The sequence below is a fragment of the Limnohabitans sp. genome (assembly GCF_030158565.1).
Classification (GTDB): Bacteria; Pseudomonadota; Gammaproteobacteria; order Burkholderiales; family Burkholderiaceae_C; genus Limnohabitans_A.
Genome location: NZ_JAOASQ010000023.1, coordinates 1 through 25,043, shown reverse-complemented (window position 1 = coordinate 25,043; position 25,043 = coordinate 1). Strand labels below are relative to the sequence as shown.

22 protein-coding genes and 1 pseudogene are annotated in these 25,043 nt (G+C 62.1%); 10 read left to right on the top strand and 13 right to left on the bottom strand.

Translation table 11 applies throughout. The features are described from left to right. Nucleotides 1-7: 7 nt before the first annotated feature. Genes Q1W40_RS03835 through Q1W40_RS03820 form a run of 4 tightly spaced genes read right to left on the bottom strand, consistent with a single transcriptional unit; the run spans nucleotide 8 to nucleotide 5,020 of the window. Nucleotides 8-1,693 (bottom strand): SulP family inorganic anion transporter, encoded by a 1,686-nt coding sequence (locus Q1W40_RS03835; RefSeq protein WP_300709067.1) that lies wholly within the window; start codon nucleotides 1,691-1,693, stop codon nucleotides 8-10. Between the two features lie 23 nt (nucleotides 1,694-1,716). After that, on the bottom strand, nucleotides 1,717-3,051 hold the full coding sequence (locus tag Q1W40_RS03830) for a sulfatase-like hydrolase/transferase (RefSeq protein ID WP_300709065.1): 1,335 nt from the start codon (nucleotides 3,049-3,051) through the stop codon (nucleotides 1,717-1,719). Between the two features lie 19 nt (nucleotides 3,052-3,070). Beyond that, nucleotides 3,071-4,042: a tripartite tricarboxylate transporter substrate binding protein gene (locus tag Q1W40_RS03825; RefSeq protein WP_300709063.1), complete on the bottom strand. Its 972-nt coding sequence runs from the start codon at nucleotides 4,040-4,042 to the stop codon at nucleotides 3,071-3,073. Between the two features lie 18 nt (nucleotides 4,043-4,060). Next, nucleotides 4,061-5,020, bottom strand: a complete 960-nt coding sequence (locus Q1W40_RS03820; protein ID WP_300709061.1) for a tripartite tricarboxylate transporter substrate-binding protein — start codon at nucleotides 5,018-5,020, stop codon at nucleotides 4,061-4,063. Between the two features lie 134 nt (nucleotides 5,021-5,154). On the opposite strand from Q1W40_RS03820, the gene Q1W40_RS03815 reads away from it, so the two are divergent. Together Q1W40_RS03815 and Q1W40_RS03810 are read left to right on the top strand one after the other, a co-directional pair. After that, the gene (locus Q1W40_RS03815) at nucleotides 5,155-5,709 is read left to right on the top strand and encodes a MarR family transcriptional regulator (protein WP_300709059.1); all 555 of its coding nucleotides are present in this window, start codon (nucleotides 5,155-5,157) and stop codon (nucleotides 5,707-5,709) included. Between the two features lie 5 nt (nucleotides 5,710-5,714). Beyond that, nucleotides 5,715-6,236, top strand: coding sequence for a thermonuclease family protein (locus tag Q1W40_RS03810; RefSeq protein ID WP_300709057.1), 522 nt, complete (start codon nucleotides 5,715-5,717; stop codon nucleotides 6,234-6,236). 55 nt (nucleotides 6,237-6,291) lie between these two features. On the opposite strand, the gene moeB is transcribed toward Q1W40_RS03810, so the two are convergent. The 3 genes and pseudogenes from moeB to gpmA all read right to left on the bottom strand — a co-directional run bounded on the left by moeB (nucleotide 6,292) and on the right by gpmA (nucleotide 9,381). Continuing rightward, nucleotides 6,292-7,059, bottom strand: a complete 768-nt coding sequence (gene moeB / locus Q1W40_RS03805) for a molybdopterin-synthase adenylyltransferase MoeB (RefSeq protein ID WP_300709055.1) — start codon at nucleotides 7,057-7,059, stop codon at nucleotides 6,292-6,294. 5 nt (nucleotides 7,060-7,064) lie between these two features. Further along, nucleotides 7,065-8,519, bottom strand: coding sequence for a S41 family peptidase (locus Q1W40_RS03800; RefSeq protein ID WP_300709053.1), 1,455 nt, complete (start codon nucleotides 8,517-8,519; stop codon nucleotides 7,065-7,067). Between the two features lie 124 nt (nucleotides 8,520-8,643). Beyond that, nucleotides 8,644-9,381, bottom strand: a pseudogene (gene gpmA / locus Q1W40_RS03795) (2,3-diphosphoglycerate-dependent phosphoglycerate mutase). A 113-nt stretch (nucleotides 9,382-9,494) separates the two neighbouring features. Between gpmA and Q1W40_RS03790 the strand changes: the two are divergent. From Q1W40_RS03790 to Q1W40_RS03775, 4 genes are all read left to right on the top strand, one after another. Continuing rightward, nucleotides 9,495-9,896 (top strand): rhodanese-like domain-containing protein, encoded by a 402-nt coding sequence (locus tag Q1W40_RS03790; RefSeq protein WP_300709051.1) that lies wholly within the window; start codon nucleotides 9,495-9,497, stop codon nucleotides 9,894-9,896. Between the two features lie 17 nt (nucleotides 9,897-9,913). After that, nucleotides 9,914-10,174 (top strand): glutaredoxin 3, encoded by a 261-nt coding sequence (gene grxC / locus Q1W40_RS03785; protein WP_300709049.1) that lies wholly within the window; start codon nucleotides 9,914-9,916, stop codon nucleotides 10,172-10,174. 125 nt (nucleotides 10,175-10,299) lie between these two features. Beyond that, the gene (gene secB / locus Q1W40_RS03780; RefSeq protein WP_300709047.1) at nucleotides 10,300-10,761 is read left to right on the top strand and encodes a protein-export chaperone SecB; all 462 of its coding nucleotides are present in this window, start codon (nucleotides 10,300-10,302) and stop codon (nucleotides 10,759-10,761) included. A gap of 18 nt (nucleotides 10,762-10,779) precedes the next feature. Continuing rightward, on the top strand, nucleotides 10,780-11,778 hold the full coding sequence (locus tag Q1W40_RS03775; protein ID WP_300709044.1) for an NAD(P)H-dependent glycerol-3-phosphate dehydrogenase: 999 nt from the start codon (nucleotides 10,780-10,782) through the stop codon (nucleotides 11,776-11,778). Nucleotides 11,779-11,785: 7 nt separating this feature from the next. Here Q1W40_RS03775 and Q1W40_RS03770 read toward each other — a convergent pair whose 3' ends face one another. From Q1W40_RS03770 to metG, 4 genes are all read right to left on the bottom strand, one after another. Continuing rightward, entirely contained in the window at nucleotides 11,786-12,637 is an 852-nt protein-coding gene (locus Q1W40_RS03770; RefSeq protein ID WP_300709042.1) for a ScpA family protein, read from the bottom strand. A 33-nt stretch (nucleotides 12,638-12,670) separates the two neighbouring features. Then, nucleotides 12,671-12,874, bottom strand: coding sequence for a DUF3460 family protein (locus Q1W40_RS03765; RefSeq protein WP_300709040.1), 204 nt, complete (start codon nucleotides 12,872-12,874; stop codon nucleotides 12,671-12,673). 69 nt (nucleotides 12,875-12,943) lie between these two features. After that, complete coding sequence (locus Q1W40_RS03760; protein WP_300709038.1) at nucleotides 12,944-14,623, bottom strand: SulP family inorganic anion transporter; 1,680 nt, start codon at nucleotides 14,621-14,623, stop codon at nucleotides 12,944-12,946. Between the two features lie 15 nt (nucleotides 14,624-14,638). Then, the gene (metG, locus tag Q1W40_RS03755; RefSeq protein WP_300709036.1) at nucleotides 14,639-16,726 is read right to left on the bottom strand and encodes a methionine--tRNA ligase; all 2,088 of its coding nucleotides are present in this window, start codon (nucleotides 16,724-16,726) and stop codon (nucleotides 14,639-14,641) included. A gap of 104 nt (nucleotides 16,727-16,830) precedes the next feature. Here metG and apbC point away from each other — a divergent pair, with 104 nt between their 5' ends. Further along, nucleotides 16,831-17,919 carry an iron-sulfur cluster carrier protein ApbC gene (gene apbC, locus Q1W40_RS03750; RefSeq protein ID WP_300709034.1) on the top strand — a complete coding sequence of 363 codons (1,089 nt, stop codon included), beginning with the start codon at nucleotides 16,831-16,833 and terminating at the stop codon, nucleotides 17,917-17,919. Between the two features lie 47 nt (nucleotides 17,920-17,966). On the opposite strand, the gene Q1W40_RS03745 is transcribed toward apbC, so the two are convergent. Both Q1W40_RS03745 and Q1W40_RS03740 read right to left on the bottom strand, forming a co-directional pair. Further along, entirely contained in the window at nucleotides 17,967-19,532 is a 1,566-nt protein-coding gene (locus Q1W40_RS03745) for a benzoate-CoA ligase family protein (protein WP_300709032.1), read from the bottom strand. 128 nt (nucleotides 19,533-19,660) lie between these two features. Further along, a complete protein-coding gene (locus Q1W40_RS03740; protein WP_300709031.1) occupies nucleotides 19,661-21,232 on the bottom strand; it encodes a 3,4-dehydroadipyl-CoA semialdehyde dehydrogenase in 1,572 nt (523 codons plus the stop codon). A gap of 192 nt (nucleotides 21,233-21,424) precedes the next feature. Here Q1W40_RS03740 and Q1W40_RS03735 point away from each other — a divergent pair, with 192 nt between their 5' ends. The 3 genes from Q1W40_RS03735 to boxB all read left to right on the top strand — a co-directional run. Beyond that, nucleotides 21,425-22,339 (top strand): helix-turn-helix transcriptional regulator, encoded by a 915-nt coding sequence (locus Q1W40_RS03735; RefSeq protein WP_300709029.1) that lies wholly within the window; start codon nucleotides 21,425-21,427, stop codon nucleotides 22,337-22,339. A 161-nt stretch (nucleotides 22,340-22,500) separates the two neighbouring features. Further along, entirely contained in the window at nucleotides 22,501-24,159 is a 1,659-nt protein-coding gene (gene boxC, locus Q1W40_RS03730; RefSeq protein WP_300709027.1) for a 2,3-epoxybenzoyl-CoA dihydrolase, read from the top strand. An 88-nt stretch (nucleotides 24,160-24,247) separates the two neighbouring features. After that, nucleotides 24,248-25,043: benzoyl-CoA 2,3-epoxidase subunit BoxB (boxB, locus tag Q1W40_RS03725; protein WP_300709025.1), on the top strand; the 796-nt coding region annotated here is incomplete at its 3' end.

Sequence of the window (25,043 nt, the reverse complement as noted above, 5' to 3'; positions counted from 1 at the left end):
GCCTGTTTCAGATGTTGGCCGCCGCGATGTCATTGGGCAGCGGCGCCAACTGTGCCAAGGCTTGCAGCGCATCGGCGTCGGTGCGGTACATCTTGAGCCATGGGCTTGCGTGCAATTCTCCGGCCCGTTTGAGGGCGGTCTCCACCGGCAGCTTGATGCCGCTGATGTGCAGTGTGATGCCACGGCTGAAAAGTTGTCTTTGCAGCTGACTGAAGGTTTCCACACCCGTGGCATCGACCCGGTTGATCGGGTGTGCAAACAGGCACACATGCGCCACCTCGGGGTTGAGCGCCAAGTGTTCGGTGATGGCGCGTTCGAAACCGCTGGCAGCGGCAAAGTCCAGCTCGGCGTCCATGCGCAAGGCATACAAATGGGGTGCCAGAGGCGGCAGCTTCCACAGGTGTCGATCGCGCAAGCTGCCATCCGGATGCAAGCCCACCTCGATGATGCGCGGGTGCAGCCGTGTGTGTAAAAAGTGGCTCAGGCCCACCAGCACGCCCGCCATCACACCCCAATAGATGCGCGGTGCCGTGGCCAGGGTGATCGCAAAAGTCACCGCCGCGGTCATGGTCTCGACCCGGTCAATGCGCCAGAGTTTGAGGAACTGTTTGGGCTGGAACAAGTTGAGCACGGCCACGATCACGGCAGCGGCCATGACCGAGCGCGGCACATATTGCAGCGCGGGCATGAGCAGCAGCAAAGCCAGCAAGACAAAACCGATGGAGGCCACCACGGCCCAGCCCGAGCGGGCACCCGCGTACAGCATCAGGGCCGAGCGTGAAAACGAGGTGCTGGTTGGGAAGCTGCCTGAGAAAGCCGAGGCCAGTTTGGCCAGGCCCTGAGCAAACAACTCGGTGCTGTCGTCCCAGCGTTTGCCGTCGCGCTGGCATTCGATGCGGGCGCTCGATGCGGTCTCCAGAAAGCTCACCAGGGCGATCACCATGGCGGGTACCCACAACTGGTTGAGCATGTCCAGACCAGGCCAGTGTGGCCAGTAAAAGTCAGGCAGGCCAGCAGGCAACAGGCCCACCACGCTGCCGTGTTGTTCATACCCGCTGGCATAGCCCAAGGCCGAGGCCGCCGCCATCACCAGCATGATGCCGGGCCAGCGCGGCTTGAATTTGCGCAACAACAAGAGCGCGATCAGGCTTGCCAAGCCAAACAGGGCAGGCCATCCAGTCATCCAGACACCCCAGGTCTGCACGTCCCAACTCCAGGCTTTCACACCCAGCAAGGCGGGCACTTGCGAGGCCATGATCAGCAAGGAAGCCGCTTGCGTGAAGCCCATCATCACCGGGGAGCTGACCAGGTTGATGAGCCAGCCGTAATTGCCCAGCCCCAGCAGCAGCTGGATGCCGCCCGACAACAATGACAGCCACACGGCCAGTGAAACCCATTCAGGCGAGCCTGGTTCGGCCATGCCCGTCAGCGATGCGCCAATCAGCACGCAGGTCAGCGCAGCAGGGCCGACCGACAAGCGGTTGGCACTGCCCAGCAAAGCGGCCAGCAAAGCGGGCACCAGGCAGGTGTAGAGCCCTGTGACCAAGGGCATGCCCGCCAGGCCCGCATAGGCCACCGCTTGGGGCACCATCACCAGCGCGACCGTCAGTCCGGCCAGCACTTCGGTGCGGGCCAGATCAGCGCTCAAGCGCGGCCAGTGGCGAAAAGTCAAAAAACGTTGCATGGAAACCATGCCTGATCTTAGCCGCCCGTGCCTCAGCGCTGCGGCATGTCTTTGACCGAGTAGCCCAGGCTCACCGTCGCGTCTTCGGGGATGGCGGGCACGGTGGCGTCCCACGCCTCCCACGCAGCGCGCATGGCTTGCAAGCGCTCGGCTTGGCGCCCGCCCAGGTTGGCGCGTTCGCGTTCGTCGGCCGGGATGTTGAACAGATAGTCGTTGCCGTCCACCCGCAGGTATTTGTAGTCGCCCATGCGCAGGGCGCGTTGGCCTCGGTGGTTCATGCGCCAGTAAAGGGGCCGCTCAAACTGGTGCTGGGCATCGCGCAGCACGGGGGCCAAAGACACGCCATCAAAGGGCAAGTCGTCATGGGCCTTGGCGCCTGCCAGCTCGACCATGGTGGCCGACCAGTCCATGGTCATGCAGTGCTGGGCCGAGGTGCCGCCGGGCGCGATCACGGCAGGCCAGTGCGCGATCCACGGCACGCGGATGCCGCCTTCGGTCAGGTCCATCTTGCCGCCCACCAGCGGCCAGTTGTCGCTGAAACGCTCGCCGCCGTTGTCGCTGGTGAAGACGATCAGGGTGTTGTCGAGTTGCCCGGTTTTTTGCAGCGCATCGACCACCCAGCCAATGCCTTCGTCCATGTGGTGGATCATGCGGTGGTAGGTGTGGATGTTGCCGCCGTGCAGGTGGAACAGGTTGTCCTTGACCTCGGCTGCCAGCGCGTGGTCTTCGCGGGTTTCCCAGGGCCAGTGTGGCGCGGTGTAGTGCAAGCTCAAAAAGAAGGGCGTGCCTTGCGCAGCGCCGGGGGCCATGCGCTGCACAAAATCCACCGCCTTGTGCGAGATCAGGTCGGTCAGGTAGCCGTCTTCGTGTTTTTCTTCTTCGTTGGTGTAGAGGTCGTGCGTGCCGTTGTTGCTGGCATGGGTGAAATAGTCCACGCCGCCTGACATGGGGCCAAAAAATTCTTCGTAGCCCGACTTGATCGGGCTGAAGTGCGGCGGGTAACCGAGGTGCCATTTGCCGATGAGGGCTGTGCGGTAACCGCTGGCCTTGAGCAGCGAGGGCAGGCTGGGGTGCTCGGGCGGCAAGCCGAGCACGGTGCTGCCTTTGCTCTTGCTGTTGATGGGTTCGTCGGCACCGCCGCGCAGGCGGTATTGGTAGCGGGCCGTCATGAGCGCAAAGCGGGTGGGCGAGCACACGGGCGAGTTGGCGTAACCCTGTGTGAATTTGAGGCCTTTGGCGGCCAGCTGGTCGAGCACGGGCGAGACCTTGCCGAACTGCGCATCGCGACCGCCATAGCAGCCCAGGTCCGCAAAGCCGAGGTCGTCGGCCACGATGAAGATGATGTTGGGGCGTGGGTTGGTGGTCATGGACTCAGGCGGGGGCGTTTCAATCGACTTTCATGCCAGTCGCCCGGATGACGCGGCCGTAGTGGTCCGACAGTCCTTTGAGACGGTTGACTGCTGCGCTGCCGCTCAGGCCTTCGTAGGCCATGTCCAGATCCTGGATCTTGCTTTGCAGTTCAGGCCTGTTGAGTGCATCCAGCAAGGCTTTGCTCAGCGTTTGCATGGTGGACTCTGGGGTTTGACCTGGGACCATGACGACGTAAACCACTTCACTTTCCAGCTCTTTGTGGCCCAGTTCGCCGACGGTGGGGATCTCGGGGGCCACGCGTGAACGCTTGCGGCTGGTCGTGGCCAAGGCCGTCACCTTGTTGCTTTTGACTTGGGGCAGCATGCCGGTTGTGGCCAGCGTGCCGCCATCCACCTCGCCAGCCACGACCGCCAGCACTGCCGGCGAATTGCCACGGTAAGGCACGTGCACCAAGCGGGTCGCCGCTGCGAGGTTGGCCATGTTGACCCACAAGTGGCCTGGCGAGCCGTTGCCACCAGAGCTGAAGTTGAGGCTGCGTTGACGGGCGACTTGCATGAACTCAGGCAGTGTCTTGATCTGTGTGCCGGGATGCACGCCCACCAACAGGCCCGAGCTGGCGATCACCATGACGGGCTTGAGGTCCGCTTCCTTGAACGGCATGGTTTTGTAGATGTGCGGGTTGATGGTGTGGGTGGTGTCGATGCCCCACAGCAAGGTATAGCCATCGGCGGCAGATTTGGCGACCGCATCGGCACCCACATTGCCTGAGGCCCCGGCCTTGTTTTCCACCACAAAGGCTTGGTTGAATTGTTTTTGTAACACATCGCCGACAGCACGCGCCAGGATGTCTGAAGGCCCGCCGGGTGGGAAGCTGTTGATGAACTTGACCGGTTTGATCGGCCACGGGGCCGTCTGGGCGATGCTGGCCGTCCCGATCAGCAGCCCCAAGATGCCCAGCAGGCTGTGGCGAAAAAATAGGTTGTGCATGTTGTTCTCCCTTGGTTGTCAATCCAGCTGTACGCCGGTGGATTTGATCGGTTTTTCCCAGCGAGTCAGGTCGCTTTTTTGGGCTGCCGCCAGATCGGCCGAGCTGGAGCCGATCGGCTCATAGCCGAGTTGGAGTACTTTGTCTTTGAATACGGGCAGGCGTACGATTTTGATCATGGCTTTTTCCAGGCGGTCCAAGGCTTCACCCTTGAGGCCAGCAGGGCCATACATGGCGAACCAGGCCGTCGCATCCATGTTGATGCCTGACTCCTTGAGTGTGGGGACTTCGGGCACTTGTGTGTCGCGCTTGCTGCCTGTGACGGCAATGATGCGGGCCTTGCCGCTGCGGTGCAGCTCAGCGGTTTCGCTGACCACGTCAAACTTGTAATCGATATGGCCACCCAGCAAGGCATTGTTGGCTGGGGCACCGCCCTGAAAGGGCACATGGTTCAACTGCACGCCGGCAGATTGCTCCATCAGCACGCCCATGAAGTGGGGCAAAGTGCCTGCGCCTGGTGTGCCGTAACTGTTGGCACCTGGTTGGGCTTTGGCTTTGGCGATCATCTCGCCCACGTTCTTCACGCCCGAAGCCGGACCTGCCACCACGCCGAACTGAAAGCGGGCAATTTGCGAGACCGGTGTGAAGTCCTTGACCGCGTCGTAGTCGAGTTTTTTGTAAACGTGAGGGAATAGCACCATCGGACCACTGGGCAGCACGATCACGGTCTGGCCATCGGGCTTGGCGGTCTTCACCATGTTCAGCGCAATGCGGCCACCCGCGCCTGGTTTGTTGTCGACCACGATCGGACTGAAATCTTCGCGCAAGGCGTCGGCCACCAGCCGCGCCATCACGTCGGCCGAGCCACCGGGCGGGAAGCCCACCAGAATTTTGAGGGGCGGTTTTTCCTGGGCATGGGCGCAAAAGGCTGCCATGAGCAGCAGGCCATAACCCAGGCGGTGACGAATGGATTTCATCATGAAAGCGATTTTCCAGGGTGGATCGATGAGGACTTGCGATGACCCAAGCCGCGCAAGCTTCTGAGCCACAATGTATGCTGTTTTGAGGTGATTGATCTAATCAACCATCCTCCCTGAAAACCCTGATGCCACCGATGACACTGTCTCCATCTCAACGCTTGGCTTCGGTCGATGACCTGTTGCTCTACCGCATCGGCCAACTGTCGGCCGCCGCTGGCGCGATGGTGGTGCGCCTGTGCGAAGGCGGCTATGGCATCACGCGCCGCGAGTGGGGCATGCTGGCCCAGTTGCATGCGCATCCCGAAGGCCTGCTGTCCTCGGCGCTGGCAGAGCGCATGCACCGCGATCGGGCGCGTACGTCGCGCGCCATCACGGCCTTGTTGCGGAAAAAATTGATCGTGCGCACGACTTTGCCGCACGACCGGCGCAGTGCGCGCGTCAGTGTGTCGCCGGCCGGGCAGGCGCTGTATGCGCAATTGATGCCGCAAATCCAGGACATCAACAGCCGCATCCTGTCGGTGCTGTCGTCCGCTGAGGCCGCAGCGCTGGATGACGCGCTGGAGCGCTTGCGCCAGCAGGCGTTGGCATTGCAAGAAACGCTGGGCCCGGATTTGCCCAAGGCGGACCGCCGCAGAGGGCGCTCTGCGTCTGCATCTGCGCGGGCCCCGGTGCAAGGCAGCACCACGTGAAGCCTGTGAGCGCATCCAACTTTTCCCGCATGGCGCTGGGCTTGCTTTGCAGCTTGCTGGCTTGTCCTGTGGCTTGGGCGGATGAGGCCGTGGCGACGACCGCCTGGGTGAGTTGGGTCATGGATGGCGACACTTTGCTGCTGGTCCCGCAAGGGCAACAGGAGCCTGTCAAAGTGCGTATCGATGGCATCGACGCGCCCGAAACCTGTCAGCCCGGTGGTGAAGCATCACGCGACGCGATGATCCGTCTGGCGCTGCGAAAAACCGTACAAGTGCAGGAATTGGCGCAAGACCATTACGGTCGGCAGGTGGTGCAAGTGCGTCTGGATGGGGTGGATCTGGGGGCCGAGATGGTCCGCAGCGGCATGGCTTGGGCTTACCGCTACCGGGTGGGGGCTGGGCCTTATGCGAAGCTGCAAAAGCGGGCTCAAAAAGACAAACGTGGCTTGTTTGCAGCATCCGACGCTGCGATGGCTCCGCCGGTGTTCCGAAAATTTCATGGCACTTGCCATGCGCCATTGAATTGAGGATGGGGTGTGGGCTGGACTTTTGCTGGTCGGCGCTTCAGCTCCGACGTAAGGTTCAAGCAGCGGATCGGCTCCGGTGTGCTGCGCAAACAGGGCATTGGGCGTTGCGCCCCATGCGGATGTCGGTCCAGGACAGGTCGCGCCCGTCCAGCATCAAGAGGCGTCCGGCCATGTGGCTGCCCATGCCGCTCAAAATCTTGAGGGCCTCGGCCGCTTGCACACTGCCGATGATGCCCACCAGCGGCGCGAACACGCCCATCGTGGCGCAGCGGGTTTCTTCGGGCGCTTGGTCGGGCGGAAAGATGCAGGCGTAGCAAGGGGCATCGGCCTGGGTGCTGTCAAAGACCGAGACCTGACCGTCCATGCGGATGGCCGCGCCCGACACCAGCGGTTTGCCGTGCAGCACGCAGGCGTGGTTGACGGCGTGGCGGGTTTCAAAGTTGTCGCAGCAGTCGATCACCACATCGGCTTGTGCCACCAACGTGTCCAGCAAGGCGGCATCGGCGCGTTGTGTGATGGCGTTGACTTGCACATCGGGGTTGATCTGGGCAATCGCGGTGCGCACCGACTCGGCCTTGTATTGGCCCACGCGGTCGAGGGTGTGGGCGATCTGGCGTTGCAAGTTGGTGGCGTCCACCTGGTCATGGTCGACCACGGTGATGTGGCCAACGCCTGCACTGCCCAGGTACAGGCTGACCGGAGAGCCCAAGCCGCCTGCGCCAATGATCAGGGCATGCGAGGCCAGCAGTTTTTCCTGGCCGTCGATGCCCAGTTCATTGAGCAGGATGTGCCGCGAATAACGCAGCAGCTGGGCGTCATCCATGGCGCTCACTCGTCTTTTTTCTCGGCCTTGCGTTCTGCCAGTGTGGTGCTGGCTTTGACGGGCAGTCCCTTGAGCTGGTTCAGGGCTTGCTGCAGCTGGAAGTCCTTGTCGGAGCCAAACTCGGGCAGGCGGCGCTCTGAAAGGGGTTTCTTGGCGTCTTCTTCGAGTTTCTTCAGGGCCTCTTCGCGCGCTTTTTCACGCTCGGGGTCCAGCTTCTCGTCTTCCTTGCCTTTGCCGTTGGACAGGTGTTTTTGCAGATCGGCTTCGCGGGTGCGCAATGCGGCAAACAGGTTGCCGTTCTCGGTCTCGTCGAGCATCACATCGGGCACGATGCCCTTGGCCTGGATGGCGCGGCCATTGGGCGTGTAGTAGCGGGCGGTGGTGATCTTGAGCGCGGTGTCTGGGCCCAATTGACGCACGGTCTGCACCGAGCCTTTGCCAAAGGTCTGGCTGCCCATCAAGGTGCCGCGTTTGTAGTCTTGCAGGGCACCAGCCACGATCTCGCTGGCCGAGGCCGAGCCTTCGTTAACCAGCACGACCAAGGGCACTTTCTTGAGCACGCCACCGGTGGCTTGCGTCAGGCGCTGGATCGGGTCGTTGCTCTCGTTGCGACGCCAGAACTTGGGCGAGGCCTTGTAGGTGAATTTGCTTTCTTCGAGCTGGCCGTTGGTGGAGACCACGGTGACGTTTTCTGGCAGGAAGGCGGCCGACAAGGCCACGGCGGCGTCGAGCAGGCCGCCCGGATCGTTGCGCAGGTCGAGCACCAGGCCTTTGAGCTGGGGCGACTGCTTGACCATGTCTTCGACCTTGCGGGCAAAGTCTTCCACGGTGCGTTCCTGGAATTGCGACACACGCACCCAGCCATAGCCCGGCTCAATGAGTTTGACCTTGACCGATTGGGTCTTGATTTCCTCACGGATGATGGTCACCGGGAAGGTGCGGCTGTCGTCCTTGCGGAAGATGGTCAACACCACTTTGGTGTTGGGCTCGCCACGCATGCGCTTGACGGCTTCACTCAGCGACAGGCCTTTGACCGCGGTGCTGTCGATCTTGGTGATCAGGTCATTGGTTTTGAGGCCTGCGCGGTCCGCCGGGGAGCCCTCGATGGGCGAGACGATCTTGATCAGGCCGTCCTCCTGGCTGATCTCGATGCCCACACCGACGAATTTGCCGGAGGTGCCTTCGGAAAATTCCTTGAAGCTCTTTTTGTCAAAATACTGCGAGTGGGGGTCCAGACTCGAGACCATGCCGGAGATGGCTTCGGTGATGAGCTTTTTCTCGTCCACCGGCTCGACATAGTCGCTCTTGACCATGCCAAACACGGCGGCCAGTTGTTGCAGCTCTTCGAGTGGCAATGGCGCCATGTTGCCGCGTGCGACGGTTTGCAGCGACACGGTGGTCAGTGCGCCCGCCAGAGCGCCCACGCTGAGCCAACCGACGATCTTGAGTTTCTGTCCCATATTGCTTGTCTGTTCCCTGTAGGAGATGCAGGTCAATATACACCGCAGGCCCAGCCCCTGCCGGGGTGGGCCTGTAATTTCAGGTAAAGAGCCAGTGCAGCGATCCAGCGCCGCCCTGTGCGCCTCAGGCCTTGCCTTGGTTGCCCACGGCGGCGGCTGCTGCGGCGGCTGCTGCGGCATCGCCCAGGTAGTAGTGGCGGATCGGTTTGAGGTTCTCGTCCAGCTCGTACACCAGCGGGATGCCGTTGGGGATGTTCAGGCCCACGATGTCGCTGTCGGAGATGCCGTCCAGGTACTTGATCAGGGCGCGGATCGAGTTGCCATGCGCCGCGATCAGCACGCGCTTGCCGGACTTGATGCTGGGGGCGATCGAGTCGTTCCAGGCAGGCAGCACGCGGGCCACGGTGTCTTTGAGGCACTCGGTCAAGGGCACGGCCTCGGGATTGGGGTAGCGGCGGTCGTTGCGCTCGCAGCGGGGGTCGGTGGCTTCCAGGGCGGGCGGTGGGGTGTCGTAGCTGCGGCGCCAGATCAGCACTTGCTCTTCGCCGTACTGCTTGGCCATGTCGGCTTTGTTCAGACCTTGCAGACCGCCGTAGTGGCGCTCGTTCAGGCGGTAGTCCTTGACCACGGGCAGCCAGGTGCGGTCCATCTCGTCCAGGGTCTACCAGAGGGTGTGGATGGCGCGCTTGAGCACCGAGGTGTAGCACAGGTCAAAGTCCCAGCCTTCGGCCTTGAGCAGTTTGCCGGCCGACATGGCCTGGCTCACGCCGGTGGGGGTCAGGTCCACATCGGTCCAGCCGGTGAAGCGGTTTTCAAGGTTCCAGGTGGATTCGCCGTGGCGGATCAGGACGATTTTGTACATATTGGCAAAGCAGCACAGGCTGCGAAAAACAGGGGGAAAGCCTCGCATTTTAGAATCTGGACTTGGCGGCTCGCTGACGGGCCGGTATTTTGTGGTTTACAAAGGTCTGATTCGTGAAATTTCTCCTCGACAACTGGATGCTCATCACCGTGGCCCTGGCCTCGGGTCTGGCATTGCTTTTCCCTGCTTTGAGCAAAGGCCAAGGCCTCAGCCCCCAGGACATGGTGCAGCTGATGAACCGCGAAAAAGCCATCGTCATCGATGTGTGCGAGCCCGACGAATTCGCGCGTGGCCATGTGATCGGTGCCAAAAACCTGCCTTTGGGGCAGCTGGAAGAAAAATTGGCCCAGCTCGTCAAGAGCAAATCGGCCCAGGTGGTCATGGTTTGCCAGGTGGGGGCCCGTTCGGCCCGCGCGGCTGCCACGGCCCGCAAACTCGGTTTTGAGAACGTGCAGTCTCTGGCCGGTGGCCTCAAAGCCTGGCAAGCGGCCAGCATGCCCGTCGAAAAAGCCTGATACCTAAGGAACTCCCCATGCAAAACGTCAAGATGTACACCACCGCCGTCTGCCCTTACTGCGTGCGTGCCAAGCAGTTGCTCAAAGCCAAAGGCGTGGAGCAGATCGAAGAAATCCGCATCGACCTGGACCCCGCTCAGCGCGACCACATGATGCAGATCACAGGCCGCCGCACTGTGCCGCAAATTTATGTGGGTGACACCCATGTGGGCGGCTGTGACGACCTGATGGCACTCGACGCCAAGGGCGGCTTGCTGCCCTTGCTGCAAGCGGCCTGAAAACCCTTGGGGTTTTCACAGGCTGGGCAGCGCCCTTGGCCTGTTTCTGATCGCTGATAATTGACCTGTTTCATCCTTGGGCGGTCCCCTGTGGACTGCCCGTATTTTTTCTTCAAGAGAACTTCATGACCGATACCGCTGTCAACACCGAAGCCCAATCCCCTGTTTTCCAGATCCAGCGCGTTTACCTGAAAGAGGCTTCGCTGGAGCAGCCCAATTCGCCCGCCATCTTGCTGGAGCAGCAGCAACCCAGCGTGGACATCCAGCTGGGCGTGGAAGCCACCCCAGTGGCCGAAGGCGTGTTTGAAGTTTGTGTCACCGCCACCGTGCACACCAAGATCGGCGACAAGACCGTGTTCCTGGTCGAGTGCAAGCAAGGCGGCATCTTTGAAATCCGCAACGTGCCCGAAGACCAGATGGGCGCCATCATGGGCATCGCCTGCCCTCAGATCGTGTACCCCTACCTGCGCGGCAACGTGGCGGACCTGATCACCCGCGCTGGCTTCCCTCCTGTGCACCTGGCCGAGATCAACTTCCAGGCCATGTACGAGCAGCAGCAAGCGCAAGCCGCTGCGACCCAGCAGTAATTTGCAGGACATTGGCGCATGCGCATCACGGTCATTGGCGCTGGCGCCTGGGGCACCGCCATCGCGATGGCGGCTTGCCGCATCCCTGGCCACGCGGTGCGGTTGCATGCCCGCGATGAGGCGCAAGCCGTAGCCCTGCGTGATCAGGGCCAAAACGGCCGGTACCTGCCGGGCGTGGACTTGCCCTCTGGTTTGAACATCCTCAGTGGCCCTTTGGCGCCGCTGGTGGCGCAGGCCCAGGCACAAGACCTCTTCATCGTCGCCACGCCCATGTCGGGCCTGCGCGCCACTTTACAGGCCTTGCATGCTGTGCCCGGTCCTGTGGCCTGGCTGTGCAAAGGCTTCGAGTCCGGCAGCGGCCTCATGCCGCACGAAGTGCAAGCCCAGGTGGCCCCCCATTTGCAAGCCGGCGCTCTGAGTGGCCCGAGCTTCGCCCTCGAAGTGGCCCGCAGCCAACCGACTGCGCTGGTGGCGGCCAGCCCTCATGCCACGGTGCGCGACGCACTGGTGCAAGCTTTCCATGGCTCGGCACTGCGGGTGTACGCCAACGAAGACATCGTGGGGGTGGAAGTGGGCGGGGCCGTCAAAAACGTGCTGGCCATTGCCACCGGCCTGTGCGATGGCCTGGACCTGGGGCTCAACGCCCGTGCAGCCCTCATCACACGCGGCCTGGCCGAAATGACCCGTCTGGGCCTGGCCCTGGGGGCCAAGGCCGAGACCTTCATGGGCTTGTCGGGGTTGGGCGATTTGGTGCTGACCGCCACCGGCGATTTGAGTCGCAACCGCAAAGTGGGCCTTTTGCTGGCCCAGGGCCTGAGCCTGGCGCAGGCCGTGGCCTCGCTGGGCCATGTGGCCGAAGGCGTGTACAGCGCCCGCACTGTCTGGCAGCGGGCGCAAAGTCTGGGTGTGGACATGCCGATCACCGAGGCGGTGGTGGCTTTGCTGGATGGTCGTCTTCAAGCGCGCGAAGCCGTGCAGGTGCTGATGGGCCGCGGCCCACGCGGCGAATCGGTTTGATCGCGCCTCAGTTGGGCGTGTAGGCCAGCCGCACGTAGATCGGTGCAAAGGCCTCGGCTTGGGTGATCTCGATCAGGGTTTCCTTGGCCAGCTCCAGCAAGGCGATGAAGGTCACCACCAGCACCGGCACGCCCAGGGTGGGGTCGAACAGGTTTTCAAACTCCACGAATTTGCGGCCTTGCAGGTGCTTGAGCACGATGCTCATGTGTTCGCGCACGCTGAGTTCTTCGCGGCTGATCTTGTGGTGTTGAACCAGCTTGGCGCGTTTGATGATGTCGCGCCAGGCCGATTGCAATTCGTCCAGGTTCACATCCGGAAAGCGCGGCTGCAGGCTTTGTTCGATGTAGACCTCGGCCTTGATGAAGTCGCGCCCGTATTGCGGGATCGTGTTGAGCTGCATCGAGGCGAGTTTCATCTGCTCGTATTCGAGCAGGCGGCGCACCAGCTCGGCGCGCGGGTCTTCGGCTTCTTCGCCTTCGGCCACTTTCTTGGGGGGCAGCAGCATGCGCGACTTGATCTCGATCAGCATGGCCGCCATGAGCAGGTATTCGGCGGCCAGCTCCAGGTTGTGCTGGCGGATTTCGTCGACATAGCTCAGGTACTGGCGGGTCACGCCCGCCATGGGGATGTCGAGGATGTTGAAGTTTTGCTTGCGGATCAAATACAGCAGCAAGTCCAGCGGCCCTTCGAAGGCCTCCAGAAACACCTCCAGCGCATCCGGGGGGATGTACAGGTCGGTGGGCATCGAGAACAGGGGCTCACCATACAGGCGGGCCAGGGCGACCTGGTCCACCACCTGCGGCATGGTCGCAGGCGTGCTGTCCAGTGGCTGGGGCAGCTCGGTGGCTTGGGTGCTCATGGGTGTCTCGATGCCAAGGCGCAAGGCCTCAGATCAGGCCAGTGTCTGGTAGACGTAGGGTTTTTGGGCCACGCGGCCTGCCTTGAAGGCTTGCTGCTCGTCGCGGCTCAGCTGCTTGTCCCACAGCAGGGCACGGCCTTCTTGTTGCTGCGCATCCAGTTCAGGACGCTGGGTCTTGAGCTGGTTGATGAACTGGGTGGTGTCGGACTGGTAGTCGGGGCGGCGGAAGATGGACATGGTGTTTTCACTCAAAAAGCAAAGGGTTCGGGCAGGCCTGGAATCTGCCAAACCGTATCACAGGGCATTTTACCGGTCCATGGCGTTCGCCTGACTGACGGCACGGGCCAGGCCTGCAGGCAGGTCAGACTCGAGCTGGCCTTCCAGGTGCTTGAGCAGGCCACTGCGGCGCGCAATGTCCAATGGCTGGTGCATCAAGCCGCAAACAATCAGTTGAACTTGTTTCTTGCGGCAGGTGTGGATCAGGTTCATCAAGGCGTCGGCACCTGAAGAGTCCACATAGATCACGTTTTTCAGGTCCACCACCAGCAAGGGTGTGCTGAGTTGGTCTTCGATCTCTTCGATCAATTTCACAGCCCCGAAAAACAGTGCGCCGTACAGGCGCCAAGCTTGGATGTTGGCGCCATGCGCTGCCAGACTCGGGTGCTCGACAGGGCTCACCGCTTCGCTGCGGCTCAGGCTGGAGATGCGGTAGATGAAGGTCAAGCACGCGGCCACCAAACCGACTTCGACCGCGACCGTCAGGTCAAACACCACCGTGAGGAAAAATACCGCCAGCAGTGTGATGCGGTAAGGCGTGCGGTACTGGCGCAACAGCATGAATTCGCGCCATTCCCCCATGTTCCAGGCGACGAACATCAAGATGGCGGCCAAGGCGGCCAGCGGGATGTTTCCCGCTAAGGGTGCGGCGACCAGCACCACAGCCAGCAATGTCAACGCATGCACCATGCCCGAGACGGGGCTGGTGCCCCCGCTTTTGATGTTGGTGACGGTGCGTGCGATGGTGCCTGTGGCCGGCATGCCGCCAAAAAAGGGCGTCACGAAGTTGGCCACGCCCTGGGCCATCAACTCCTGGTTGGGGTTGTGGCGGTCGTCCACCATGCTGTCGGCGATGCGGGCGCACAGCAGCGACTCGATGGCGCCCAGCAAGGCCAACGTGAGCGTGGGCATGATCAGAAAGCGGGCACTGTCCCAGCTGAAGGCGGGCCAGTGAAACGAGGGCAAGGTGGCGGGTATGCCGCCGAATTTGCTGCCGATGGTCTCGACGGGCAAGGACAGTGCCATGCTGGCGAGGGTGGCAAACAACAAGGCGATGATGGAGCCGGGGATGGTGCTGACCCATTGGTAGCGCGTTTCCAGCAGGCGTCGACCCAAACGCATCCAGCCCACCAGCAAGGACAGGGAGCCCAAGGCCACCAGCAAGGCGGCCAAGTTGGTGCTGCCCAGGTTGCTGGCGAGTGCGTTGAGCATGCCAAAAAAGTCCGCAGGCATGGCCGTGACTTTCAGGCCCAAAAAGTCCTTGACCTGTGAAAGCATGATCAGCACCGCGATGCCGTTGGTAAAGCCAATGACCACCGCCACCGGGATGAAGCGGATCAGGCTGCCCAGCCGGAACAGCCCCATGAGGAAAAGGACCACACCCGACATGGCTGTGGCCAAAATCAGGTTGGCCAAGCCGTAGCGTTCCAGAATGCCATAGACGATGACGATGAAAGCGCCCGCTGGTCCGCCAATCTGAACTTTGCTGCCGCCCAGAGCCGAGATCAGAAAACCCGCGATGATGGCGGTGAACAGACCCGCTTCAGGCTTGAGGCCCGAGGCGATGGCAAAGGCCATGGCCAGTGGCAGGGCCACGATGCCGACAGTGATGCCTGCGCCGATGTCTTGCCCCAGTTTCTGGCGGTTGTAGCCGTGCAGGCTGTCGAGCAAACGAGGACGAAAAATCTGAGTTGCTTGCAGCCAGTTCATGGGGCGTGTCCGCTGTCAGTGGATGCGCATGCCGGGCTTGGCGCCGGGCCAGGGGTGCAGCACATGGATGCCGGGTTCGGCTTTTTCGTCGGCATGGCTGGCGGCCAGCACCATGCCTTCACTGATGCCGAACTTCATCTTGCGCGGGGCCAGGTTGGCCACCATCACGGTGAGTTTGCCAATCAGGTCTTCGGGCTTGTACATGCTGGCGATGCCACTGAACACATTGCGCGTGCGGCCTTCGCCCACGTCCAGCGTCAGGCGCAGCAGCTTGACCGAGCCTTCGACCGGTTCGCAGTTGACGATCTCCGCAATGCGCAAATCCACCTTGGCGAAGTCGTCGATGCTGATGGTGGGGGCAATCTCTTCGCCGCCGGGTATGATTTTTTCTTCGACCACTGCAGGCGGCTCGAACAGGGCTTCGAGTTGTTCTGGGGTGACGCGCTGCATCAGGTGCTGGTAGGCATTGATGGCATGGCCCGCACCCAGCAGGTTTTGCGCCTGGGCAAAGTTGAAGGGCGTCACGTTCAGAAAGGCTTCGACCTGAGCAGCCAGCGCCGGCAGCACGGGCTTGAGTTGCAGGCTCAGCAGACGGAAGGCTTCGATGCAGGCGGTGCACACGTCGTGCAGTCGGGCATCCATGCCTTCTTGCTTGGCCAACTCCCAAGGCTTGTTTTGGTCGACATAGGCGTTGACCTTGTCGGTCAGCAGCATGATGTCGCGCAGCGCTTTGCCGTATTCGCGTTCTTCATACAGGGCGGTGATGCCGGGGGTGGCCGCTTGCAGCGCGCTCAACAGCGCTTGGCCGTCAGTGCTCACGCTGCCCAACTGGCCTGCAAAACGCTTGGCGATGAAACCGGCCGAGCGCGAAGCGATGTTGACGAACTTGCCAATCAGGTCCGAGTTCACGCGGGCCATGAAGTCTTCGGCATTGAAGTCGATGTCTTCGTTGCGGGCTGAGAGCTTGGCGGCCAGGTAGTAACGCAGCCACTCTGGGTTCATGCCCAGGCTCAGATACTTGAGCGGGTCCAGGCCCGTGCCCCGGCTCTTGCTCATCTTCTCGCCGTTGTTCACCGTCAGGAAGCCGTGCACGTTCACCTTGTTGGGCGTCTTGCGGCCGCTGAAGTGCAGCATGGCGGGCCAGAACAGCGTGTGGAAGGTGACGATGTCCTTGCCGATGAAGTGGATCTGCTCCAGATTCGGGTTGGCCATGTAGGCCTCGTAGTCTTCGCCGCGCTTGTCCAGCAGGTTTTTGAGCGACGCGAGGTAGCCCACAGGCGCGTCCAGCCAGACATAAAAGTACTTGCCCGGTGCGTCGGGAATTTCGATGCCAAAGTAGGGCGCATCACGTGAGATGTCCCAGTCGCCGAGGCCTTCGCTGGTGGTGCCGTCGGGGTTGGTGCGCACGCTGAACCATTCCTTGACCTTGTTGGCCACTTCGGGTTGCAGCTTGCCGTCTTGCGTCCATTGGGTCAAAAACTCGACGCAGCGCGGGTCGGACAGCTTGAAGAAAAAGTGCTCCGAGGTTTTCAGCTCGGGCTTGGCACCCGACAGGGCCGAGAAGGGGTTGATCAGGTCGGTGGGCGCGTAGACCGCGCCGCACACCTCGCAGTTGTCGCCGTACTGGTCTTTGGCGTGGCACTTGGGGCACTCGCCTTTGATGAAGCGGTCGGGCAGGAACATGTTCTTTTCGGGGTCAAAGAACTGCTCCACGGCACGCACCTCGATCAGCGAGCCGCCGTCGGCTGCGCTGATGTCGCGCAGGTCGCGGTAAATCTGGCGGGCCAGCTCGTGGTTCTCCGGCGCGTCGGTGCTGTGCCAGTTGTCAAAAGCGATGTGAAAGCCGTCCAGATAGGGCTTGCGGCCCGCCGCGATGTCGGCCACGAACTGCTGGGGTGTTTTGCCCGCTTTCTCGGCCGCGATCATGATCGGTGCGCCGTGCGTGTCGTCGGCACCCACAAAGTTGACCTGGCTGCCCTGCATGCGTTGGAACCGCACCCAGATGTCGGCCTGGATGTACTCCATGATGTGGCCGATGTGGAAGTTGCCGTTGGCGTAAGGCAAGGCGGTGGTGACAAACAGCTGGCGGGTAGGGGCAGACATGGTGGACAACTTGTAGGGGAATCCGCGATTTTAGAGGGTGCAGGGGGCAGTTGTCGGTAAACTGCGCCCCATCTCTTTGATAGCTCAGAAAGCGTCCGACCCCCATGGCGACCCCCGAACAACTCCTGCAAGCCCTGCAAACCGTCATCGACCCGAACACGGGCAAAGATTTCGTCTCCACCAAAACCCTGAAAAACCTGGTCGTCGAAGGCGGAGATGTGTCGTTTGACGTCGAGCTGGGTTACCCCGCCAAGAGCCAGATCCCGGCCCTGCGTCAAGCCCTGATTGCCGCCGCCAAAGGCGTGGCGGGCGTGAGCAATGTGTCGGCCAATGTGACAAGCAAGATCGTGGCCCATGCCGCCCAGCGCGGCGTGGCCTTGCTGCCGCAAGTCAAAAACATCGTGGCCGTGGCCTCGGGCAAGGGCGGCGTGGGCAAGAGCACCACCGCCGTCAACCTGGCGCTGGCGCTGGCCGCTGAGGGGGCCAAGGTGGGCCTGCTGGACGCTGACATCTACGGCCCCAGCCAGCCCATGATGATGGGCATTGAAGGCCGTCCCGAGAGCGAAGACGGCCAGACCATGGAGCCGATGGAAAACTACGGCGTGCAAGTCATGTCCATTGGCTTTCTGGTCGACCAGGACGAGGCCATGATTTGGCGCGGGCCCATGGCCACCCAGGCGCTGGAGCAACTGCTGCGCCAGACCAACTGGAAAGAACTGGATTATTTGATCGTGGACATGCCGCCCGGCACCGGCGACATCCAGCTGACCCTGAGCCAGCGCGTGCCCATGACGGGTGCTGTGATCGTGACCACGCCGCAGGACATCGCTTTGCTGGACGCCAAAAAAGGCATCAAGATGTTCGACAAAGTCGGCGTGCCGATTTTGGGGCTGGTGGAAAACATGGCCGTGCACGTGTGCACAAACTGCGGCCATGTGGAGCACATTTTTGGCGAAGACGGTGGCAAGCGCTACGCCGCCGACAAAGGCATCGATTACCTGGGCGCTTTGCCTTTGAACATGCAGATTCGCCTGCAAGCCGACAACGGCAAACCCACGGTGGTGTCGGACCCGGACGGCGAAGTGGCCCAGATCTACAAGGCCGTGGCCCGCCAGGTGGCGATCAAGATCGCGGCCAAGGCCAAAGATTTTTCCAGCAAGTTCCCGACCATCAAGGTCAGCAAGGACACCTGATCGGACGCTTGCCCAACAAAAAACCGGCCTCGGCCGGTTTTTTTGTTTCAGCGTGCGGCGTTTTCCAAGTCGCGCAAACGGAAGCGCTGGATCTTGCCCGTGGCGGTCTTGGGCAGCTCGGCCACGAACTCGATGAAGCGGGGGTACTTGTAGGGTGCCAGGCGCTCTTTCACGAAGGCCTTGACCTCTTCTTGCGTCAGGCTTTGGCCTTGTTTGAGCACGATGAAGGCCTTGGTCTTGGTCAGGCCGTCGGTGTCTTCCTTGCCGATCACGGCCGCTTCCAGAATGGCCGGGTGCTGCACCAGCGTGGCTTCGACCTCGAAAGGCGAGACATAGATGCCGCTGACTTTCAGCATGTCGTCGTTGCGACCTGCGTAGGTGTAGTAGCCGTCGGGGTCGCGGGTGTACTTGTCGCCGCTTTTGGTCCACACGCCCTGGAAGGTGTCACGGGTTTTTTCGCGGTTGTTCCAGTACATCAAGGCGCTGCTGGGGCCCTGGATGTAGAGGTCGCCGATCTCGTTGTGGCCGGTGACCACGCTGCCGTCTTCGTTGCGCAGCTGCACTTCATAGCCGGGCACGGCCTTGCCGGTGGTGCCGTAGCGCACGTCGCCCGGGCGGTTGGACAAGAAGACGTGCAGCATTTCAGTGGAGCCAATGCCGTCGATGATTTCGCAGCCGAAGTGGGCTGTCCAGCGCTCGCCAATGTCGCGCGGCAGGGCTTCACCAGCCGACGAGCACAGGCGCAGCGCGACCTGGCTCTTGGCGGGCAGGTCGGGGCTGGCCAGCATGCCGCCGTAGCCGGTGGGCGCGCCGTAGAACACGGTGGGCTGGTGGTCGACCATGCGTTTGAAAGTGGCTTGCGGGGTGGGGCGCTCGGCCATCAGCACCACGCTGGCGCCCACGCTCAAGGGGAAGGTGAGCGCATTGCCCAAGCCGTAGGCAAAGAAGAGCTTGGCGGCCGAGAAGACGGTGTCGCTCTCGCGCAGTTCGAGCACATCTTTGCCGTACAGCTCGGCGGTCCAGTACAGATTGCCCTGGCTGTGCACCGTACCCTTGGGCTTGCCGGTGGAGCCCGAGGAATACAGCCAAAAGGCCGGTTCATCGGCCAGGGTCTGGGCGGGCAGCACCGGGGTGCTTTGTACCACGAGATCGGCCATGTGCCATTGCCCAGCCGCCAGCGCTGCGCTGGGGCGCGAGACCACCACGTGCTGCACTTCGGTTTTGTTCAGATCCAGTGCTGCTTGCAAGGTGGGCAGCAAGGCGCCCGACACCAAGGCGGCCTGGGCGCGGCTGTTGCTCAGCATGAAGGCGTAGTCTTCGGCAGTCAGCAGCGTGTTGACGGCGACCGGCACCACGCCCGCATAGAGCGAACCCAGAAAAGCCACGACCCAGTCGCTGCTGTCTTGCATGAGCAGCAGCACGCGTTCCTCGCGCTTGAGGCCCAGAGCTTTCAGGCCACCGGCGAAGCGGCGGATCTGTTCGGTCAACTCGCCGTAGGTCAAAGCGCCCACGTCGTCGATCAGCGCGGTTTTGGCGCTGCGCCCTGCGTTGGTGGCGATCAGGTGCTGTGCAAAGTTGAAGTCGGTGGGCGGTGGGGTCACGGCTCGGGTCATGCTTGTCTCCTCGTTCTCTCAGTGTTCTTCAAAGGGGCTGCTTTTGCAAATGGTGTAGGAGCTGCGCCCTCGCAGCGATGTGTCTTCTGAGGTGTTTTCGCCGCGAGGGCGCGGCTCCTACAAAGGGTTCACAGGGCCAGTTTGCCGCCTTGGGCGGCCAATGCGTCCAGGGCCAGCGCGCTGCCTTGCACCGCGCTGCGGCGGTGATAGAAGTTGAGCGCACGAAGGCCCCCCAGCTCTTCGCCGCCACCGGCGCGGCCGGGGCCGCCGTGCAGGCTCATGGGCATCACGTTGCCGTGGCCGCTGTGCAGGGCCGCCACGTCGGGCGAAATCGCGTGCACTCGGCCATGGCTGCTGGCCAGTTCGATCGAGGCTTGCGCGGTGAAGGCCGGGTCTTCGCTGTAGACCGAGCACACCAGTGAGCCTTCGCCGCGGCGGATCATGGCGTAGGCCTCGTCGATGCTGTCGTAAGGCATCAGGGTGGACACGGGGCCGAACACCTCGACCGCGTGCAGCACTTTGGCGGCCATGGGCTGTTCGGTGCCCAGCAGCACCGGGGCCACGCAGGCGCTGTTGGCATCGGCATCGACCAGGGCAGCGGTGTTGCCGTCATACAGCACGGTGGCTTCGGTCTTGAGCTGGGCCAGGCCCGCCAGCACGCTGGCTTTTTGTTCCTGGCTGACCAGGGCGCCCATGCGCACGGTTTCGTTGCGCGGGTTGCCCACGGTGGTTTTGGCCAGGCGCGCCCCAATGGCTTCGGCGGCGGCTTGGTAGAGTGCGCGGGGCACAAAGACGCGGCGGATCGCGGTGCACTTCTGGCCCGATTTGACAGTCATTTCGCGGGCGACTTCGGCCACCAGCAGCTTGAAGGCTTCGCTGTCGGCCGTGGCTGCGGGCGAGAGCAGGGCGGAGTTCAGGCTGTCGGCCTCGATGTTGCAGCGCACCGACAGCTCGGTCACGGCGCGGTGGCTGCGGATGATCTTGCCGGTCTCGGCCGAGCCGGTGAAGCTCACCACGTCAAAGGCTTGCAGCTGGTCCATCAGGCCTGCGGACGAGCCGCAAATGACCGACAAAGCGCCCACGGGGAGAACGCCCGCATCGACCACGTCTTTCACCATGCGCTGGGTCAGCCAGGCGGTCGCGGTGGCGGGTTTGATGATGACGGGCACGCCTGCAAGCAGGGCCGGGGCGGCTTTTTCCCACAAGCCCCAGCTGGGGAAGTTGAAGGCGTTGATGAACAGCGCCACGCCGCGTGTGGGTACCTGGATGTGCTGCGTCTGGAAAGCCGGGTCCTTGGCCATGCGGATGCGCTCGCCGTCGAGCAGCAGCGTGGCATCGCCCAGCGCCGCGCCCTGCTTGGCGTAGTAGCCCAGCGTGAAGATGGCGCCGTCGATGTCCACGCCCGAGTCCTTGGCCACGGTGCCGCTGTTGGCGGTGGCGATCTCGTAATAGGCATCGCGGTTGGCCTGCAGTACTTCGGTGATTTTGGTGAGCAGGCCTGCGCGCTGGCCGTAGCTCAGGGCGCGCAGGGCCGCGCCGCCTTGCTCACGGGCAAAGGCAAAGCCTTCGGCCAGGTCGATGCCTGCGCTCGACACGCGGGCCAGCTCGGTGCCCAGCACCGGGTCCAACATCGGCGTGCCTGCGCCGGTGCCGGTTTGCCAGCGGCCTGCGAAAAAGTTGGGGAGCAATGCGGTGGTCATGGGGTGCTTTCCAAGAGGTTGTCAGGGCTTGCATGCACTCGCATGCAACAAAAAACTGTTCTTGCTGTCCAGTTGGCGGTATAAACAGCAGTTGATGCACTATTGTGCGTGCCCATGAGTATGCAATAAAGTGCATGTTTTGGGTTTGTTGAAATTTAAGGGTTTTCCCTTGTCTTTGATCAAAAGTTGAACATGAGCAGTCAAGAGTCCGCATTGATGGCGCCACCAGAGCCGGAGACCAAGCGCAGTCCATTTCTGGAGGCGCTGGGCGAGCGTGTGCGCACGCTGCGTTCGCGCCAGGGCATGACGCGCCGTGCGGTGGCCTTGGCCGCCGAGGTGTCCGAGCGCCACCTGGCCAACCTGGAATACGGCACCGGCAATGTCTCGGTGCTGGTGCTGCTGCAAGTGGCCAGTGCCTTGCAGTGTTCTTTGGCCGAGTTGTTGGGCGACGTGACCACCACCTCGCCCGAGTGGCTGCTGATCCGAGAGTTGCTCTCCAAGCGCAGCGAGGCCGATTTGCGCCGCGCCCGTGTGCAGTTGAGCGAAATGTTTGGCGAAGGCGGCAATGCACAAGAGCGCAAGAACCGCATCGCCCTGATCGGTTTGCGCGGTGCAGGCAAGACATCGCTGGGGCAGCGCCTGGCCGATGACATGGGCTTTCCGTTCATTGAGTTGAGCCGTGAGATCGAGCAGTTTGCCGGTTGTCAGATCAGCGAGATCCACAATCTGTATGGCGCCAATGCGTACCGCCGTTACGAGCGCCGGGCGCTCGAAGAGGCGATCCAGATTTACCCCGAGGTGGTGATCGCCACGCCGGGCGGTTTGGTGTCGGACTCGGCCAACTTCAATCTGCTGCTCTCGCACTGCACCACCGTTTGGCTGCAGGCCGATGCCGCTGACCACATGGGCCGCGTGGCCGCGCAAGGCGACATGCGCCCCATGGCCGCCAGCCGCGAGGCGATGGAAGACCTCAAGCGCATCCTGGAAGGACGCTCGGCTTTTTATTCCAAGGCCGACTTGGCCATCAACACCAGTGGCCGCAGCGAAGACCAGGCTTTTGAAGCCTTGCGTACTTCGGTGCGCCAGCATTTGACGCTGCCGGTTTGATGGGTGGAAGAAAAATGCATTTCCTAGGGTAAATACTTAGTAAATGCATTAAAGTGCATGTTGTATGCTGGGTTAACCTGCACTAAAATTCAATGCAACATGCACTGAAATGCATTTTTTGACTGTAATCAAGATCCACCTTCCTCAACGGAGACACTCACATGACGCAAGCTTTCCAGGTTGATTACCAAACCAACCCTTCGCAATACAAACACATCAACCTGGCCTTTGATGACGAGATCGCGACCTTGTCGATCAACATCAACGAAGACGCCGGCATCCGCCCTGGCTACAAGCTCAAGCTCAACAGCTATGACCTGGGTGTGGACATCGAATTGCACGACGCGCTGCAGCGCATCCGTTTCGAGCACCCCGAAGTGCGCTCGGTGGTGGTGACCAGCCTGAAGGACCGCGTGTTCTGCTCCGGCGCCAACATCTTCATGCTGGGTGTGTCGACCCACGGCTGGAAAGTGAACTTCTGCAAGTTCACCAACGAAACCCGCAACGGCATCGAAGACTCCAGCAAGCACGACGGCCTGAAATTCGTCGCCGCCCTGAACGGCGCTTGCGCGGGCGGTGGCTACGAGCTGGCCCTGGCTTGCGACGAAATCGTGCTGGTCGACGACCGTTCTTCTTCGGTGTCTCTGCCTGAAGTGCCTTTGCTGGGCGTGTTGCCCGGCACCGGTGGCCTGACCCGCGTGACCGACAAGCGCCATGTGCGCCACGACCTGGCCGACATCTTCTGCACCAGCGTCGAAGGCGTGCGCGGTCAAAAAGCCGTGGACTGGCGTCTGGTGGACGCGATCGCCAAGCCTGCCGTGTTCAAGGAAGCCGTCCAAACCCGTGCCAAAAAACTGGCTGCCGGCAGCATCCGCACCGCAGGCGCCAAAGGCGTGGAATTGACCCCACTGAACCGCACCATCGCAGCCGATGCCCTGACTTACACCAACGTCACTGTGGAAATTGACCGTGCCAAGCGCATCGCCACTTTCACCGTCAAAGCCCCAGCGACGACACAGCCCACCGACATCGCCGGCATCGAAGCCGCAGGCGTGAACTGGTGGCCCCTGCAGATGGTGCGCGAACTCGACGACGCCATCTTGCACATGCGCACCAACGAACTGGACATCGGCACCTGGGTGCTGAAGACAGCGGGCGACGCGGCTGCCGTGTTGGCATCTGACGCGACCTTGCTGGCCCACAAAGACCACTGGCTGGTGCGTGAAACCATTGGCCACCTGCGCCGCACGCTGGCCCGCATGGACGTGTCTTCGCGCAGCCTGTTCGCCCTGATCGAAGGGGGGACTTGTTTTGTCGGCACACTCGCCGAGCTGGCTTTTTGCGCCGACCGCGCTTACATGCTGGCTTTGCCCGACGATGCCGCCAAGGCCCCCAAGATCCAATTGAGCGAGATGAACTTCGGTTTCTTCCCCATGGTCAACGACCAGACCCGCCTGCAGCGCCGCTTCTACGAAGAAGTGCCCGCCATGGAAGCCGCACGCGGCGCCATCGGCAAAGCGCTGGACGCTGACGCGGCCCTGGCCTTGGGCTTGGTCACGGCTGCACCTGATGACATCGATTGGGCTGACGAAATTCGCCTGGCCCTGGAAGAGCGTTCTTCCATGTCGCCTGACGCGTTGACCGGTCTGGAAGCCAACCTGCGCTTTGCCAGCCAGGAAAACATGCTGACCCGCATCTTCGGTCGCCTGACCGCCTGGCAGAACTGGATCTTCCAGCGCCCCAACGCCGTTGGCGAAAAGGGTGCTCTGAAGGTCTACGGCAAGGGCGAAAAAGTCCAGTTCGACTTGAACCGCGTTTGAGGTTTTGACGTTGTGCAGCGTGGTTCCCGGTGGTCCGCGCTGCAACCGAAATTTGACCCCACCGTTGCTTTAATTTCTGGAGACTCTCATGTCCGGTATCAACTACAGCGAAAAAATCCCCAACAACGTCAACCTGTCGGAAGACCGCACGCTGCAGCGCGCCTTGGAGCAGTGGCAGCCCAACTTCATCAACTGGTGGGACGACATGGGCCCCGAAGGCTCCACCGACATGGACGTGTACCTGCGCACGGCCGTGAGCGTTGACCCGCAAGGCTGGGCCCAGTTTGGCCACGTCAAGATGCGCGACTACCGTTGGGGCGTGTTCATCAATCCCGGCGAGCAAGACCGCAAGATCCACTTCGGTGACCACATCGGCGAAAAAGCCTGGCAAGACGTGCCTGGCGAACACCGCGCCAACCTGCGCCGCATCATCGTGACGCAAGGCGACACCGAGCCCGCATCGGTCGAGCAGCAGCGCCACCTGGGCCTGACCGCGCCCAGCATGTACGACCTGCGCAACCTGTTCCAGATCAACGTCGAAGAAGGCCGCCACCTGTGGGCCATGGTGTACCTGTTGCACAAATACTTCGGCAAAGACGGCCGCGAAGAAGCCGATGCGCTGCTGCAACGCAACAGCGGCAACGAAGACAACCCCCGCATCCTGCAAGCCTTCAACGAGAAGACGCCTGACTGGTTGAGCTTCTTCATGTTCACTTACTTCACCGACCGCGACGGCAAGTTCCAGCTGTGCGCTTTGGCCGAGTCGGCGTTCGACCCGCTGGCCCGCACCACCAAGTTCATGCTGACCGAAGAAGCGCACCACATGTTCGTGGGCGAGTCCGGCGTGAGCCGCACCATCCAGCGCACCGTCGATGTGATGAACG